19 protein-coding genes are annotated in these 15,178 nt (G+C 51.7%); 11 read left to right on the forward strand and 8 right to left on the reverse strand.

Annotation, left to right across the window (positions count from 1 at the left end):
* Positions 1 to 322 precede the first annotated feature (322 nt).
* From ACOYW2_RS07310 to ACOYW2_RS07320, 3 genes are all read right to left on the reverse strand, one after another.
* On the reverse strand, positions 323 to 1,501 hold the full coding sequence (locus tag ACOYW2_RS07310) for a HAMP domain-containing protein (protein ID WP_482769951.1): 1,179 nt from the start codon (positions 1,499 to 1,501) through the stop codon (positions 323 to 325).
* 80 nt (positions 1,502 to 1,581) lie between these two features.
* The gene (locus ACOYW2_RS07315; RefSeq protein ID WP_482769952.1) at positions 1,582 to 2,517 is read right to left on the reverse strand and encodes an ABC transporter substrate-binding protein; all 936 of its coding nucleotides are present in this window, start codon (positions 2,515 to 2,517) and stop codon (positions 1,582 to 1,584) included.
* Between the two features lie 583 nt (positions 2,518 to 3,100).
* Positions 3,101 to 3,598, reverse strand: a complete 498-nt coding sequence (locus tag ACOYW2_RS07320; protein ID WP_482422341.1) for a lactoylglutathione lyase family protein — start codon at positions 3,596 to 3,598, stop codon at positions 3,101 to 3,103.
* A gap of 175 nt (positions 3,599 to 3,773) precedes the next feature.
* Here ACOYW2_RS07320 and ACOYW2_RS07325 point away from each other — a divergent pair, with 175 nt between their 5' ends.
* Positions 3,774 to 4,112, forward strand: a complete 339-nt coding sequence (locus ACOYW2_RS07325) for a winged helix-turn-helix transcriptional regulator (protein ID WP_482769953.1) — start codon at positions 3,774 to 3,776, stop codon at positions 4,110 to 4,112.
* Between the two features lie 338 nt (positions 4,113 to 4,450).
* On the opposite strand, the gene ACOYW2_RS07330 is transcribed toward ACOYW2_RS07325, so the two are convergent.
* Together ACOYW2_RS07330 and ACOYW2_RS07335 are read right to left on the reverse strand one after the other, a co-directional pair.
* On the reverse strand, positions 4,451 to 4,873 hold the full coding sequence (locus ACOYW2_RS07330) for a hypothetical protein (protein WP_482769954.1): 423 nt from the start codon (positions 4,871 to 4,873) through the stop codon (positions 4,451 to 4,453).
* Positions 4,756 to 5,409, reverse strand: a complete 654-nt coding sequence (locus tag ACOYW2_RS07335) for a hypothetical protein (RefSeq protein WP_482770993.1) — start codon at positions 5,407 to 5,409, stop codon at positions 4,756 to 4,758. Before ACOYW2_RS07335 ends, ACOYW2_RS07330 begins: the two co-directional genes overlap by 118 nt.
* On the opposite strand from ACOYW2_RS07335, the gene ACOYW2_RS07340 reads away from it, so the two are divergent.
* Positions 5,404 to 5,640, forward strand: coding sequence for a hypothetical protein (locus ACOYW2_RS07340; RefSeq protein ID WP_482771116.1), 237 nt, complete (start codon positions 5,404 to 5,406; stop codon positions 5,638 to 5,640). The genes ACOYW2_RS07335 and ACOYW2_RS07340 overlap by 6 nt on opposite strands.
* A gap of 76 nt (positions 5,641 to 5,716) precedes the next feature.
* On the opposite strand, the gene ACOYW2_RS07345 is transcribed toward ACOYW2_RS07340, so the two are convergent.
* Positions 5,717 to 5,938, reverse strand: coding sequence for a hypothetical protein (locus tag ACOYW2_RS07345; RefSeq protein WP_482770994.1), 222 nt, complete (start codon positions 5,936 to 5,938; stop codon positions 5,717 to 5,719).
* On the opposite strand from ACOYW2_RS07345, the gene ACOYW2_RS07350 reads away from it, so the two are divergent.
* The gene (locus ACOYW2_RS07350; protein ID WP_482771116.1) at positions 5,933 to 6,169 is read left to right on the forward strand and encodes a hypothetical protein; all 237 of its coding nucleotides are present in this window, start codon (positions 5,933 to 5,935) and stop codon (positions 6,167 to 6,169) included. The two genes, ACOYW2_RS07345 and ACOYW2_RS07350, sit on opposite strands and share 6 nt — an antisense overlap.
* 46 nt (positions 6,170 to 6,215) lie before the next feature.
* On the opposite strand, the gene ACOYW2_RS07355 is transcribed toward ACOYW2_RS07350, so the two are convergent.
* Together ACOYW2_RS07355 and ACOYW2_RS07360 are read right to left on the reverse strand one after the other, a co-directional pair.
* Positions 6,216 to 8,069 carry a leucine-rich repeat domain-containing protein gene (locus ACOYW2_RS07355; RefSeq protein ID WP_482769955.1) on the reverse strand — a complete coding sequence of 618 codons (1,854 nt, stop codon included), beginning with the start codon at positions 8,067 to 8,069 and terminating at the stop codon, positions 6,216 to 6,218.
* A gap of 66 nt (positions 8,070 to 8,135) precedes the next feature.
* Entirely contained in the window at positions 8,136 to 8,990 is an 855-nt protein-coding gene (locus tag ACOYW2_RS07360; protein WP_482769956.1) for a peptidase associated/transthyretin-like domain-containing protein, read from the reverse strand.
* Positions 8,991 to 9,428: 438 nt separating this feature from the next.
* Here ACOYW2_RS07360 and ACOYW2_RS07365 point away from each other — a divergent pair, with 438 nt between their 5' ends.
* The 8 genes from ACOYW2_RS07365 to ACOYW2_RS07400 all read left to right on the forward strand — a co-directional run bounded on the left by ACOYW2_RS07365 (position 9,429) and on the right by ACOYW2_RS07400 (position 15,072).
* The gene (locus ACOYW2_RS07365; protein ID WP_482769957.1) at positions 9,429 to 9,932 is read left to right on the forward strand and encodes a GNAT family N-acetyltransferase; all 504 of its coding nucleotides are present in this window, start codon (positions 9,429 to 9,431) and stop codon (positions 9,930 to 9,932) included.
* A 105-nt stretch (positions 9,933 to 10,037) separates the two neighbouring features.
* Entirely contained in the window at positions 10,038 to 10,328 is a 291-nt protein-coding gene (locus ACOYW2_RS07370) for a putative quinol monooxygenase (RefSeq protein WP_482769958.1), read from the forward strand.
* A 211-nt stretch (positions 10,329 to 10,539) separates the two neighbouring features.
* Complete coding sequence (locus ACOYW2_RS07375) at positions 10,540 to 11,136, forward strand: DJ-1/PfpI family protein (RefSeq protein WP_482769959.1); 597 nt, start codon at positions 10,540 to 10,542, stop codon at positions 11,134 to 11,136.
* Positions 11,137 to 11,988: 852 nt separating this feature from the next.
* Complete coding sequence (locus ACOYW2_RS07380) at positions 11,989 to 12,294, forward strand: hypothetical protein (protein ID WP_482769960.1); 306 nt, start codon at positions 11,989 to 11,991, stop codon at positions 12,292 to 12,294.
* A 169-nt stretch (positions 12,295 to 12,463) separates the two neighbouring features.
* A complete protein-coding gene (locus ACOYW2_RS07385) occupies positions 12,464 to 13,099 on the forward strand; it encodes a CatB-related O-acetyltransferase (RefSeq protein ID WP_482769961.1) in 636 nt (211 codons plus the stop codon).
* 118 nt (positions 13,100 to 13,217) lie between these two features.
* The gene (locus ACOYW2_RS07390) at positions 13,218 to 13,712 is read left to right on the forward strand and encodes a GNAT family N-acetyltransferase (RefSeq protein ID WP_482769962.1); all 495 of its coding nucleotides are present in this window, start codon (positions 13,218 to 13,220) and stop codon (positions 13,710 to 13,712) included.
* Positions 13,700 to 14,272, forward strand: coding sequence for an HD domain-containing protein (locus tag ACOYW2_RS07395; protein ID WP_482422354.1), 573 nt, complete (start codon positions 13,700 to 13,702; stop codon positions 14,270 to 14,272). Before ACOYW2_RS07390 ends, ACOYW2_RS07395 begins: the two co-directional genes overlap by 13 nt.
* A 161-nt stretch (positions 14,273 to 14,433) precedes the next feature.
* The gene (locus ACOYW2_RS07400; RefSeq protein ID WP_482769963.1) at positions 14,434 to 15,072 is read left to right on the forward strand and encodes a hypothetical protein; all 639 of its coding nucleotides are present in this window, start codon (positions 14,434 to 14,436) and stop codon (positions 15,070 to 15,072) included.
* The last annotated feature ends 106 nt before the right edge of the window (positions 15,073 to 15,178 follow it).

A 15,178-nucleotide genomic window follows, 5' to 3' on the forward strand; every position in this document is an offset into this window, starting at 1 on the left:
TGTTGCTTCCAGTCATTCCTTCTGGATGGCGTTGGGTGGCGGACTCCTAGAGAAGGCCAGATCCATGTTGTGCCCTTGTATGAAACGCTCTTCTTCCAAGGCTTCCTGTATCCCTTGACTTACGTCCCTTACCCAGGGGTATTCCGCATGATAACTCTGGAGGATCAGCACTCGCTTCGAATGGGTAGAAGCAGTTGCCCAGGCAGTAAGACACAGTGCGGCAACCAGAGCATAAAACAGACTTTTTATTCTCATCATTGAGTCTCCGGAAAACCGGCGGGCAAGGCCCACCGGCTGGGTTCATGAGCGTTATGAGGGGCTGCTACCGGTTGTTTTTACTCCTCAGCCGCTTAATGGCCACACTGATACTGTCCCGCATGCGGCTGATGGCTTCGGCCAATTCCCCGATCTCATCGCGAGAGTCCACATGGACAGGAATTGTCAGATCCCCCAGGCTGATACGATCGGCCACCTCGGAAAGGTGTATGATCCGTCGTGTGGTGCGGCGGCCGTATAAGATGAAGATAGATGCAGCCAAAAGGGCCCCGAGTCCCATGGCCAGAAGGGTTCCCTGCAGGGCTTCGGTGGTGATCTGCCGGGCCTGCTTTCGGAGCAGGCTGACGTTTTCTTCTATCTCTTCGGCCTTGAACGCAGTTCCCGTCACATAAGGGGTTCCGCGAACTTTGGTGACGATTAGGTACCATCTGCTGGTCTGCCCTTTGTCCTGCCACAGGTAGAATCCTTCTGCGGAGGGTTTCGTCTCGACTGCTGTGAGGATGTTCCAGAAGGCGTTGAAATCAGGCTGGTCTGTTTTCAGTTTAGACAGGTCTTTTCCTACGATGTTCGGGTCGATGTGGGCCCAGCTGCGCCAGATCCCGCCGGGCCGTGGCCGTTCGTAGAGAAAGGTGTAGCCGGAGGTCCCGATTTTTTTGATGGCGATTTTTTTAAAGTAGATGTCCCGGTTAAAGTTGCGGTTGATAAGGTCCGGGTGCCTGAAGAGATATTGGCGGACCTGTCGTGCGTTGGAACGGCTCTGCTCCCGGAGGTGCCTTTGTTCGATGTTCCATATCGCATCGGACATGGTTTCGGTGACCTGGGTGTCCATGCGCGGCATGACCAGCTGTGTGAAGTACCAGAGACTGCCTGCGCAGACGAGCAGAAAGGGAAGAATGGAGAACAGAATAAATTTACCTGTGAGCCCAATGCCTTTTCGGGGCGGGTTGTCATCAGGGCTGGCCTGAGAAATCCGGCCCTGCATGGGCGCTGGCGGCTCGGTGTCGAAAGACGGCGTCTCTGGCTCGGTGCCGGGAGACAGGTCCCCTGACAGCTTTTGATTTTCTTCACGCGTGAGGGGTGATGTTGCGGTGGCGACCGGCTCCTTTTGTTTGGTGATGACGAACCAGTTGCCACAGGCCAGGCATTTGGCTTTGGAGCGGTCGGAGTGCAGTGTTTGTGCTTTTATGCTGTACGTCTTGCCGCAGTGAGTGCATGAAATGATCATGGGGGCATTTCCTTTTTGATGGCAGCATGTGAATAAGCCGTGAACAGTTTCTTTAAGCGTGGCATGGGGCCAATGGCGTATCAGTCCGGCGGGGATGAGAGAGGGGATCGAGTCGTCATGGTGGGAAACAGCTTGGCTGTTTTGGTCAGGTGGGCAGGAATCGCAAGGCCGAGTTCGTCGGCGCGTGCCTGGTTGATGCAAGGTTGGCCGGTTCGGGGGGCGGATACGGGAAAGTCCCCGGGGGACTGACCGCCAAGGATATACGAGGTGATGGTACCCACATAGTACCCCTGGTCATAGCCGGAGATGGCATCTGAGCAGAGGAGGCCCTGGGAGACGGCCCAGGGCCAGAATCCCATGTCGGGAAGCTTACTGTGGGAGGTTGTCCAGGCCAGGACCTTTTCAGCAGGCACATGGGTGCCGTTGTCATCCTTTACGGTGTGATAGACGACGACAGCCAAGGCATCGGCCCGGGGTTGGATTTTGGTGACAAAGTCTTTCCAGGCGGTGAAGTCGTCGGTCTCCAGGGAATCGACAACCGTCACCCCATGGGTCGGGGCCAGGGCTTTGATGCGTTGAACCACAGGGGCCCCTGTGGGGGATGCATCGGAGATAATGGCAAGGCGTTTGATGCCTGGAACGATGCGTCTCATAAAGGCCAGGCTTTCAGGGAACCGTTCCCTTTCCAGGGCCCCTGTGATGTTGCCCCCCGGGTTCTCCCGGTTGGTGATGATTCCGTATTCCTCCGGGTCCCGGTTGACCCCTGCAAAAACAAACGCACAACCTGACGTGTTCATCCGCCGGACAACGTATTCCTGGCAGTTGTCGTCCAGGGCGATGACCACTGCCGGTCGAAGGCGACCGATGGCTTCACGGGCCATTTTACCTGCATCCTCTTTCCACTCACGGGAAGTACGCCGCTTGGTGTCCATGTAGAAGGACTCAAAGGCGAGGTTTTCGTCCGGGATATAGTACTCATCCGCCAGGGCGTCCAGGACGCCTTGCTCTACAGACATGTCCCACGGGTTGGAGGTGTGGTAGCTGTGAAGGAGAAGGACTTTTGGGCGTGTTTCTGATGTTGTAGGGGGTGGCGAGAGTGCTAAACAACATAAAATCAGAGGCGTAAAGATGATGGTGATGCATGTGAAACGGTGCATTCGTGTCTCCCTGTGCGCGGTGAACCGGTGCCGGAGCGGATTCATATCAAAAAGGTGTTGTCTTTGTGGTGGTGACGTTTTTTTGTGCTGAAAAATAGCAAAATTGATGCCATGGGAGGGCGGAAGGAGGAAGGGAGGTTCCGAAGGCTTACCGATAGAGGCTATCCTTGAAAGTCACAGTGATAATGCGTTGGTTTTATGTTGATATATAATTGATTTTTTCGCTGTTCGATTCCTAAAAATCGAACTTTTATTCTTGTCTCTCTGGTTCGGTTGGTAGGTTAATGCGCCGTTTGGGGCTTTGGCGGGTCCGTTATACCGGATAGCAAAAAGTAGGGTGTCCCTAATGTCACTTTGATTATCGTGAATACTGGATAGATTATGACATGGTATCAGGCGTATATAAAACAATGCCCGCACGGAAGTGCGGACATTGTGCGAGCTATTCCTGATATGCGCCAGCGGAGTAGGTCAGTTCGTAGCTGTGGGAATAGATTTCGATGAGATTGCCGAAGGGGTCTTCGCAGTACACCATGCGGTAGGGTTTGTCGCCCGGGTAGTATTCGCGCACGGGCATTCGCTGCTTTCCGCCATTTTCTACGATTTTGGCGGCCAACCCCTCCACGTCCGGGTCTTGTACACAAAAGTGGAAGACGCCCGTTTTCCAATATTCAAAGTTGTTTTCCCGCTGCTCAGAGTTTCGAAATTCGAAAATCTCGACGCCGATCTTGTCACCTGTGGCAAGGTGCGCAATGCGAAAACTGCCCCAGCCTTCGCCAAAGACATCGTTACACATCACGCCTATGGCAGAATCATCAGCCTTGATTTCTGTGGGGGGCATGATCACATACCATCCAAGGACGTTTGTGTAGAAATCTACAGCCTGTTCCAGGTTTGTCACGGATAGTCCTATATGTGAAAAAGTTCTTGGGTATGTCATTGTTGTACTCCTGCATATAATGGTTTGTGTTTGGTGGTGTTCTCTGTAACAATATGTAAAATAAGGCGATTGGAGTGAGTGCGCAAGAAGGCACTTTTCAGTTCGACACGAACCAAACGGTGCGAATTGCCGTCAGATGGGCGGATAACAGGCACATTTTTTTTGAGGCTCTGAAATGATTAAATGGAACGGCCGGGAATATCGTTGCCCGGTTGAAGTCACGATGGAGGTGCTCAGCGGCAAATGGAAATGCCTTATGTTGTGGCACCTTCATGATGCGGACAAGCGCTACAAGGAATTGGAACGAGTTGTTCCTGGGGTTAGCCAGAAGATGCTGACTCAGCAGCTGAAAGAATTGGAACGGGACGGCTTGATAATACGAACCGTTCATCCGGAAGTCCCGCCCCGTGTGGAATACACTCTGACTGAACTGGGTAAAAGTGTGTTCCCGATCCTTGAAATGATGCACATATGGGGTGTTAACCAGCTGGGCCTCGTGGAACGGGAAGAGTAGGAGCCCGCCCAAAAATAAAAATCAGGCGTTAATCAGGTAGAAAGGCAGAGGGCAGGATCTTTATGATGGGCAAAAAGAGCCTGTCCCTCCTTATTAGTCCTTTTGGATATCAGGCCCATACATAAGGCCGGGTGTGATGACGTGTGTTTTCAGCATGGTCGTGTCGGACGCCTGGTTGCAGATCAAGGGCTGAGCGTTTTACACATAAAACGGCCCTGGCCATTGATTTCATATATGAGCCAGGCCCTGAAATTCAAATATCTGTTTTGAGTTTTAATAATGGTGGCCATTAGGTTGCAGGACATGCCTTTGCTTGCAACCTAATGGCTTTAAGGACGCTATTCCTCGCAAGGAGTATCTACCTGGCCTTGTCGCCAGCTTGGATTTATGCCATCCAAAAAGGATATCGTCTCCTCATCTGTGGTGCAGAGGTGGTTGAACATAAGCATGAGGTGTGAAAGGTTTTTAAGTTTTGTGATACTTGAAGGGATAATGCCTTTAAGCTCATTGCTGTCTAACTGGAGAGAGTAAAGGTCCGTGAGCTCTCCGATGCTTTGGGGGATGGGTCCGGATAGTTGGTTTCCGCCAAGGAGGAGGTCTCTCAACTGGCTCATGTTGCCGATATTTTCAGGCAGAGTTCCCGTCAGCTGGTTCCATGAGAGGTCAAGGGACGTGAGGTTGCTGAGTTGGCTGAGGGAGGCCGGGAGCATGCCTTGGAGGTTGTTATTCTGCAAGTTGAGGGAAAAGGTTGATGTATGCATGTCGTATTGGACGCCGTACCAATTACGAAGATCGTCATCGGTGCCCCAGCCGTCGTTGTTTGTCCATTGCGGGCCATTGGTGGTTTGATAGAGTTCCGTGAGAATATCACGAATGGCATGTTCTGGGAAGTATCTATCTGGCCTTGTCGCCAGCTTGGATTTATGCCATCCAAAAAGGATATCGTCTCCTCATCTGTGGTGCAGAGGTGGTTGAGCATAAGCATGAGGTGTGAAAGGTTTTTAAGTTTTGTGATACTTGAAGGGATAATGCCTTTAAGCTCATTGCTGTCTAACTGGAGAGAGTAAAGGTCAGTGAGCTCTCCGATGCTTTGGGGGATGGGTCCGGATAGTTGGTTTCCGCCAAGGAGGAGGTCTCTCAACTGGCTCATGTTGCCGATATTTTCAGGCAGAGTTCCCGTCAGCTGGTTCCATGAGAGGTCAAGGGACGTGAGGTTGCTGAGTTGGCTGAGGGAGGCCGGGAGCATGCCTTGGAGGTTGTTATTCTGCAAGTTGAGGGAAAAGGTTGATGTATGCATGTCGTATTGGACGCCGTACCAATTACGAAGATCGTCATCGGTGCCCCAGCCGTCGTTGTTTGTCCATTGCGCGCCATTGGTGGTTTGATAGAGTTCCGTGAGAATATCACGAATGGGCAGGCAGGGGGTATCCATCTGGCCTTGTCGCCAGCTTGGATTTATGCCATCCAAAAAGGATATCGTCTCCTCATCTGTGGTGCAGAGGTGGTTGAGCATAAGCATGAGGTGTGAAAGGTTTTTAAGTTTTGTGATACTTGAAGGGATAATGCCTTTAAGCTCATTGCTGTCAAGCTGGAGAGAGTAAAGGTCAGTGAGCTCTCCGATGCTTTGGGGGATGGGTCCGGATAGTTGGTTTCCGCCAAGGTGGAGGTCTCAACTGGCTCATGTTGCCATTTTCAGGCAGAGTTCCCGTCAGCTGGTTCCATGATAGGTTAAGGGACGTGAGGTTGCTGAGTTGGCTGAGGGAGGCCGGGAGCATGCCTTGGAGGTTGTTATTCTGCAAGTTGAGGGAAAAGGTTGATGTATGCATGTCGTATTGGACGCCGTACCAATTACGAAGATCGTCATCGGTGCCCCAGCCGTCGTTGTTTGTCCATTGCGGGCCATTGGTGGTTTGATAGAGTTCCGTGAGAATATCACGAATGGGCAGGCAGGGGGTATCCATCTGGCCTTGTCGCCAGCTTGGATTTATGCCATCCAAAAAGGATATCGTCTCCTCATCTGTGGTGCAGAGGTGGTTGAGCATAAGCATGAGGTGTGAAAGGTTTTTAAGTTTTGTGATACTTGAAGGGATAATGCCTTTAAGCTCATTGCTGTCTAACTGGAGAGAGTAAGTGAGCTCTCCTGATGCTTTGGGGGATGGGTCCGGATAGTTGGTTTCCGCCAAGGAGGAGGTCTCTCAACTGGCTCATGTTGCCGATATTTTCAGGCAGAGTTCCCGTCAGCTGGTTCCATGAGAGGTCAAGGGACGTGAGGTTGCTGAGTTGGCTGAGGGAGGCCGGGAGCATGCCTTGGAGGTTGTTATTCTGCAAGTTGAGGGAAAAGGTTGATGTATGCATGTCGTATTGGACGCCGTACCAATTACGAAGATCGTCATCGGTGCCCCAGCCGTCGTTGTTTGTCCATTGCGCGCCATTGGTGGTTTGATAGAGTTCCGTGAGAATATCACGAATGGGCAGGCAGGGGGTATCCATCTGGCCTTGTCGCCAGCTTGGATTTATGCCATCCAAAAAGGATATCGTCCCCTCATCTGTGGTGCAGAGGTGGTTGAGCATAAGCATGAGGTGTGAAAGGTTTTTAAGTTTTGTGATACTTGAAGGGATAATGCCTTTAAGCTCATTGCTGTCAAGCTGGAGAGAGTAAAGGTCAGTGAGCTCTCCGATGCTTTGGGGGATGGGTCCGGATAGTTGGTTTCCGCCAAGGTGGAGGTCTCTCAACTGGCTCATGTTGCCGATATTTTCAGGCAGAGTTCCCGTCAGCTGGTTCCATGATAGGTTAAGGGACGTGAGGTTGCTGAGCTGGCTGAGGGAGGCCGGGAGCATGCCTTGGAGGTTGTTATTCTGCAAGTTGAGGGAAAAGGTTGATGTATGCATGTCGTATTGGACGCCGTACCAATTACGAAGATCGTCATCGGTGCCCCAGCCGTCGTTGTTTGTCCATTGCGGGCCATTGGTGGTTTGATAGAGTTCCGTGAGAATATCACGAATGGGCAGGCAGGGGGTATCCATCTGGCCTTGTCGCCAGCTTGGATTTATGCCATCCAAAAAGGATATCGTCTCCTCATCTGTGGTGCAGAGGTGGTTGAGCATAAGCATGAGGTGTGAAAGGTTTTTAAGTTTTGTGATACTTGAAGGGATAATGCCTTTAAGCTCATTGCTGTCAAGCTGGAGAGAGTAAAGGTCAGTGAGCTCTCCGATGCTTTGGGGGATGGGTCCGGATAGTTGGTTTCCTCCAAGGTGGAGGTCTCTCAACTGGCTCATGTTGCCGATATTTTCAGGCAGAGTTCCCGTCAGCTGGTTCCATGAGAGGTCAAGGGACGTGAGGTTGCTGAGCTGGCTTAGGGAGGCCGGGAGCATGCCTTGGAGGTTGTTATTCTGCAAGTTGAGTGAAAAGGTTGATGTATGCATGTCGTATTGGACGCCGTACCAATTACGAAGATCGTCATCGGTGCCCCAGCCGTCGTTGTTTGTCCATTGCGGGCCATTGGTGGTTTGATAGAGTTCCGCGAGAATATCACGAATGGGCAGGCAGGGGGTATCCATCTGGCCTTGTCGCCAGCTTGGATTTATGCCATCCAAAAAGGATATCGTCTCCTCATCTGTGGTGCAGAGGTGGTTGAGCATAAGCATGAGGTGTGAAAGGTTTTTAAGTTTTGTGATACTTGAAGGGATAATGCCTTTAAGCTCATTGCTGTCAAGCTGGAGAGAGTAAAGGTCAGTGAGCTCTCCGATGCTTTGGGGGATGGGTCCGGATAGTTGGTTTCCTCCAAGGTGGAGGTCTCTCAACTGGCTCATGTTGCCGATATTTTCAGGCAGAGTTCCCGTCAGCTGGTTCCATGATAGGTTAAGGGACGTGAGGTTGCTGAGCTGGCTGAGGGAGGCCGGGAGCATGCCTTGGAGGTTGTTATTCTGCAAGTTGAGGGAAAAGGTCGACGTATACATGTCGTATTGGACGCCGTACCAATTGTAAAGATCGTCATCGGTTCCCCACCCACCGTTGTTGTCGATTCAGCGATTGGTTGCATCGTAAATATCTATCAATGCATCTCTGATGGGGTGGCAGGGCGTGTCGATTTGTGCATGTCCCCAATCCGGATTGATTGAGTCGAGAAATGCTATAGTGTTAGCATTGTCTGAACAAAGATGGTTGTGGCTTAGGTTAATGCTGGAGAGTTTTTTTAGATTTACAATGGTTGAAGGTATTGTTCCTCTGAGTCGGTTGTAACTTAAATCAATGGATTCAAGACGTGTGATAGATCCGATGGAATCCGGAATGGCTCCCAATAAGTTGTTTTGGCTTAAATTAATGGATACCAATTCGGAAAAAGTTGAAATTGTTTGAGGTATGCTTCCTGTTAGTCCGTTGTTGGAAAGGTCTATTCCAATAAGGGGAGAACTTGAGGTTGTATCAAACTCTATTCCATACCAGTTTTCCTCAGATCCACGTTTTGAGAAACCGTCTGATTCGAGAGGAGGCTCTTTCCATCCCGCGTTATTGCTCCATGAATCACCATCTGTGCTGTTGTATAGATCAATAAGCGCAGGTCGAATATCAATTTTTGCTGAAAAGTTAATATTGCTTATCTCTTGTTCTGTTGTGAACTTTACTTGTTTTTTCTCTGGAGTGAAAATATATCCATCCAATTCAGGCGTTATTGTGAAATGTTGACCTGTGGCGTCCTCTTTTTTGAATTCAAAAGAATAATTCCCGTCCATGTTGGTAATCGTCTTGCGCGATAATCCATCAGATAATATAATCTTAACACCCTTGAGGGGCTCGTTGTTATGTGAAACTTTTCCTGATATTTTGCAACTGAATAGTAATAGGGCTGATAGCGTCAATACTATAAATCTGGTCTTCATTACATTCTCCTGTATGAGATAAATATCAATGTGATTTGACAGTGGTCTGTAATGGAATGTGCTCTAACAGGCTAAGATAACGAAGATGTATACCTGTGAGAAATGTTGAGTGCAAGTAAAAAATGAATGTTTAGGTGGTGTTCTGCTAAGATAAAGCTCTTTTTTGTTTTGGGGTTTTGTAGCGAACTTGGATTTTTTAGAATCGCGATATCGAGAGTAATCACTATTTGAAGGTGGGTGTAGTTTTGTTGAAGTAAATTAAAGATGAACCGATACGAGGGTGCATTTATATTAGAGTAACAATGCTGCGAATCAGGTGGTCCGGTAATAAAGTTACATAACAATTTTTATATGGACATAGATAATTAATAGTCCCGTCAGGACTTTGTTTCTGTGCTTTCGTCCAATTGGCATTATCGTTATCAAGAGGATCATCATATGTCGCCTGTAACCATCAAGGAATTTGTCCCCCAGGAGCGTCCCGAAGAAAAAAGCAAGTTGCTGCCGGTGTTCCTTGAGATTTGGAATGCCCCGGAAAACCTGACTTATTTATCCCCGACCCTGCTCCCGTTTGAGCCGGACGTCGTTGAGTCATGGCTTCAACACCACAAAGAGCATGGGGGGCGATATTTCTGCGCATTGGACGATCTGGGCGAGATCCTGGGCGTGTTGGTCGTTAAGGTGAATCCGCTGGATGGGTTTGAAATTTATGGTGTCGGGGTGCTACCGCATCGAAAAGGAGAGGGGCTCGGGCGGCTCTTGGTGAAGCACGCCGTGGAGGTTGCGATCTTTCTCGGCTTTAAGGATGTTCGCGCCCTGGTGTTCGCGGACAACGCGGCCATGCTGTGCCTTTTGGTCAGGTTGGGCTTTGTACCCACCGCCATGCAGTACCATATGCGATCCGACGGTGCCGATGCCGTTGTTCTTAAAACGTATCTTTAGTGGGGATGGTCTACGGGCAGAGTACGCTCAGCTGTTTATCCATTGCTTTTGGGGGCGAGTCCTTCTTTAAAGCATGCCCCGGCATTATTCCCAAGGAGGCTTGACATGTCACAAGAACTGATCATTGTCGCCAGAATCGAGGCAAAAAGTGAACAAATCGGCCTGGTCAAGGGGGAGCTGCTAAAGCTTCTTGTTCCGACCCGGAAGGAGGAGGGCTGTCTGCAGTATGATCTCCACCAGGACAACGAAAATCCGGCGGTTTTCCTGTTCTACGAACGATGGGAAAGCCGTGAATTATGGCAGGTGCATATGAACAGCGCCCATCTTGCCGAGTATCTGAAGGCAACGGAAGATGCGGTTGCGCTGTTTACCGTGAACGAAATGTCAAAGGTGTAGCCGGGGGCGATACACTGCAAGACATCAGAGCTGCAGTTGGTGAGGGGTGACTGATCGCTTTGAAAAACGCAACCCCTCTGGCCTGGAAGGTGGCATCCATCGGCAGGCTTGGACCAGGAGCATTGATGTTGCCACCCGAAGGTGGCGTTATTTTTCCATCTGTCAGGCTGGCCACCGGCCGGGATGGCATAAGAAGAAAGGACTTGTGTGCATGAAACGCGTGTATGTGCTTGTGTTTGACGGGTATGCGGATTGGGAGCTGGGCAACGTCCTTGCCGAAGTTCGGCGGTTGGGCAAGGCCGAGGTGGTAAGCGTGGGTTTTACAGAAGACATTGTCGTTTCCATGGGAGGGTTGCGCGTGATCCCGGATATGTCCCTCTCCCGGGTTGAGCCGGGGGATATCTCCCTGTTTATCCTGCCCGGGGGCTACCTGTGGGAAAAGGGGTACCCAAGGGATGAGCTGGAGCCTTTCCTCAAAAGCCTGGAATCGTCCGGTACTCCCATTGCCGCCATCTGCGCGGCCACCACGGTCCTGGCCCGGGCCGGAATCCTTAAGGGCAGGCAGCATACCAGCAACTCGCCCGTCTATCTGGAAAAAATGGCCTCCGGCCACACCGATCCGAAGCTTTATGTGGATGCTCTTGCCGTCAGGGACAGGCAGGTGATTACCGCAAGCGGGCTGGGCGCCGTGGATTTTACGGTGCAGGTGCTGGAAGAGCTGGCTTTGTCCACACCGGAGACGAGGCAGATCTGGTATGACGCATTCAAAAAGGGGGAGTACCCTGACGATTTTGATCATGAAGGCTAAAGCGCTGGCAAGGCTACATGCCGGTTGCCGTATTTTCAGTGCATATGTCTTGAATATGGGTGCTCTGGATGCGTGAACTATCCGGAGCAACCCTCGCAGGCCCGTTCAGGCCATGAAAACAGACGATTTTTTCTGGGGAAAGGTGCCGTGGCCTTAACCGGTGTGGCGGGATGCAACATCCTGCATTTTGTGATGAAAAAATGTTGACATTCCCAAAAGAGGAACTTATGGTGAGCGGTAATAACTAGTTATTGTATGTGTGAGGAGCGACCCGACAGGATGGTGCAACATCCTGCCAGGCCTAACCAGAACAACCTTAAAAGGAGGTCGTCATGGCTAAGCGGTTTTTTACACCACCCCCCAATCCATTTCAAGTCGTATTTTACTTACCCCATTCCACGTTAACCCCTTTCAACACACCGTGTTGCCGCGTTTTGTGGCCCGTGGGTGCGCCTGTGCCTGACTAACAGGCGGGAAGACGCATCTTCGGAATTCGGTGCCATGTCTCAAAGCCCTGTCGTCAGGGTTTTTCCTCTCCTGATCTCACCGAAGGTGCGTTTGCCTCTCACCGATATGCCCGGGGCTGTCTCATTTCCCTTGAGCCGTGTCACACGCACAGAAAAAATCGCCGGATTTGCTTATGTGATTTCTTGGGCGATGGATCGTGGGCGCTGCGCCACGGGTGTCCCCATGGCCACGGATCCGTAAAGACGGCGAAAGGATGCGCGTTGCCCGGGCATTTAGCAGAAAAACGGCACGGCGGTGGTGCGTTTGCTCCTGCGGGATGAGCGCCTTCAGCCGTTGTTGTATGCCGCTTCCGTCACACCGCACTAACAAAAAAGGAGGGTCGCCATGACCTTGCCCGAGATCCAACCCATCCCCGGAATGTTTTCCGGTTCCGACGTATCCGAGCTTTGCGACGCCATCAAGGATGTCCACCGCCTGCTGGTCTCCGTGGGCGGGTTTTATTCTGAGCTGGACGGGGCAGAAGACCCCGGCGGCAACGGCCTGCAGATCGATTTCAAGAAGTGGGGCATCCGGACCATCACCGAAGACCTTCTCTCCCGGCAGTTTGGGATGATCGACCGGATTGTCTCATTTTACAGGGAGGAACAGCAGAGAATGAAAGTCTCTTCCGGAGGGCGGGAGGTCCGGTAATCTTACGCTTAATCAGGGGCGTATTCAGCGAAAACGGCATGGAAATATCCTGGCAGGGGCCTGTGGATTTTTGCTCTTTTTGGTGGTACTCCTGGCTTTGAAAGGCCGGGGGCCTTCATTGGCGTATGGCCCGGAGCCTGAGTATTTTCAAAGCACGCGAAGGAGAATCATGGATCGCAGCGTTATATTTCCCATGCCCAACGACACCCACACCTGTTTATTAAAAAACACCATCAAGAACCCATCCATCATCGTCGGCGATTACAATATGGTGGACCCCCTGCAGTTCGAAACCGCCAACGTGCTGTATCATTACCCCGTCAACAACGATAAGCTGGTCATCGGAAAGTACTGCTCCCTTGCTTCCGGTGCTACTTTCCTCCTCAATGGGGGCAACCACAAAAACGAGAGCTTTGTAAATTATCCCTTTGCCATATTTCGGGATATGTGGGAACAAGATGTTGCCGTCAATGACTCGTGGAACAACAAAGGCGATATCGTGGTAGGAAACGATGTGTGGATCGGCAACGGTTCCGTTATCATGGCGGGGGTCTCCATAGGAGACGGCGCAAGGATCGCAGCACGGGCCGTGGTCACCAAGGATGTGGAACCCTATGAGGTGGTGGGTGGCGTCCCGGCCCGGCACATTTCCATGCGGTTTGACAAGGAGGTCGTGGACCTTCTGCTCCGGCTGGCGTGGTGGGACCTTGACGAAGAGACCCTGAAACCAATGATCCCCGTTCTCATGGGAGGAGACAGGCCAGCCCTTGAAAGGCTTGTTACCCGGGTTTGCCCCCGGCCCTGACCGGTTTGCCCGCCCGTGCACGGTGGGGGAGGGTGCTGAAATGGAAAAATCAGAAACCAGGCGGAAACATTCATGACAGAAATCGTGCCCTATTCAGAGATATATTTCCGCGACGATAGTGGAGATCATCCTGTTCCATCGACGCAGAGGAATTTGCAGTCGATCTACCCCTTACCATCAACCCGATCTGCTGGAGATCCCGTCCTTTTATCAACAAGGAAACGGCAACTTCTGGGTGGCCGTAAGCGAAGAAGAGGTTGTGGGCACCGTGTCGCTGCTGGATATCGGCGGCGGGAAAGCGGCCTTGCGAAAAATGTTCGTAAAGAAAGCCTTCCGGGGGGCGACGCACGGGGTGGCGGAACGCCTGCTCACAACCCTTCTGGCATGGGGGGCCTCAACGGGAATCGACGGTATCTACCTTGGGACCACGTCGGCATTTAAGGCAGCCCATCGGTTTTACGAAAAACACGGGTTTCTTGAAATCCCGGCATCTGCGCTGCCCCCTTCGTTCCCGAAGATGGCCGTGGACACGAAATTCTACACACAGGCGATTGCTGCGGAAGCTGCCGTCACACCAATTGGGGGAGACCAAAGACAGTTATGGACGCACTGACCGATTTTTTGCTGGAACTCGATGCCCTGAAGCTCGTAAACCGGAGAACCTACATTGCCGGCGGCAAGCGCCTTGAAAATTCTGCGGAGCACTCCTGGCACCTGGCCATGGCCTGCTGGCTGATGGCCAATCATCTGAAGCGAGACGTCTCCATGGAAAAACTCATCAAGCTTGCCCTCGTCCATGACCTGGGGGAGATTGACCCCGGGGATACCTTTCTCTACGACAGCGCGCGAAATGCAGCGCCGGACCTGGAGAGGAAATGCGTGGCAAGGCTTGCGGCCCATGGCGGAAACACCATCAACGATCTTGCCGAGCTGTGGGACGAGCAGGAACTCGGGAACTCCAGGGAAGCCGCCTTGTTGAAGGTGGTGGACCGGTTGCTCCCTTTTCTGCATAACCTGGCAAGCCATGGACAGGCATGGAAGGACCACGGGATCACAAAAAGCCAGGTTATGGAAGCCCATGCCTTCATAAAAGACGTAGAACCGGATATCTACGCCTGGTTTCTCCAGAATCTGGAAACCGCCGTCAATAATGGCTGGTTGCTGAAAAACTAACCTCGGATCCCGGTGGGGCGTTCAATGCGGTTGGATTTTGAACGCTGTTTTTTATTGCTTAAGCTTTTTGGATTGAGTAAAAAAGGCGATTCAATCATGCCCTTGTCTGGAAGGGTTGATCTTCCTTTATTACGTATGGAAACCTCAAAGGCGTTTTGGTTATGTCCTCTCCCCGGAATTCGAAACAGTTCACGGAGCCCTGGTACACCGCTTACTACTTTCTTCAACAGGATATCGACATCCGGTGCCCGGAATGCGACGGGCACGCCATCTCCAGGGGCAAATCCGAGTATCTGCTCCCCTGGTGCCCCACAGGCACGCGGGTGGTCTGCACCCGGTGTTCGTACACCAGGACGTGTGAGCATTTCTCCTGGTCGGGGCCCGTCAAAGGCTTCGGCCGTCGTCCCTGCAGCGCGTGCGGTCACAAGTGGGTGAACGCACGGGTGAATTGTGAATCGACCCCGCAAAGGCCTTTCAACACCGTTGAGGCTCCCTGCCCGGAGTGTGGTGCCGTCAATGTTGTGGACATCTCGTGGTCCATTGATTTTTTCAGCGGCAGACCCCTTGATCCCTACAACGGGGAGCGGCTCTGGTATGTTGATGACGTCAGGGGCAATGAGATATGGGCATACAATACGGCGCATCTGACGTATCTCAGAGAGTATATCTCTTCTTCCCTGAGGGAACGGGGAGATCATGCCGGAAAATACGCCATCATCACGAATCTCCCCGCGTGGATGAAGAGTAAAAAGAACCGGGACGATGTGATAAAAACGCTGGACAGATTGATGAAGATGTAGGAACAAGCGGGAACGGCCTGCCAGGGGCGACATCAATCGTTACTTATTCTTATGCATCCTCTTCAGCTCAAAATTGTCTCCGGCGGATCGTGGGCCAAACGGTATC

The organism is Desulfoluna sp. CLI2B, assembly GCF_056847375.1.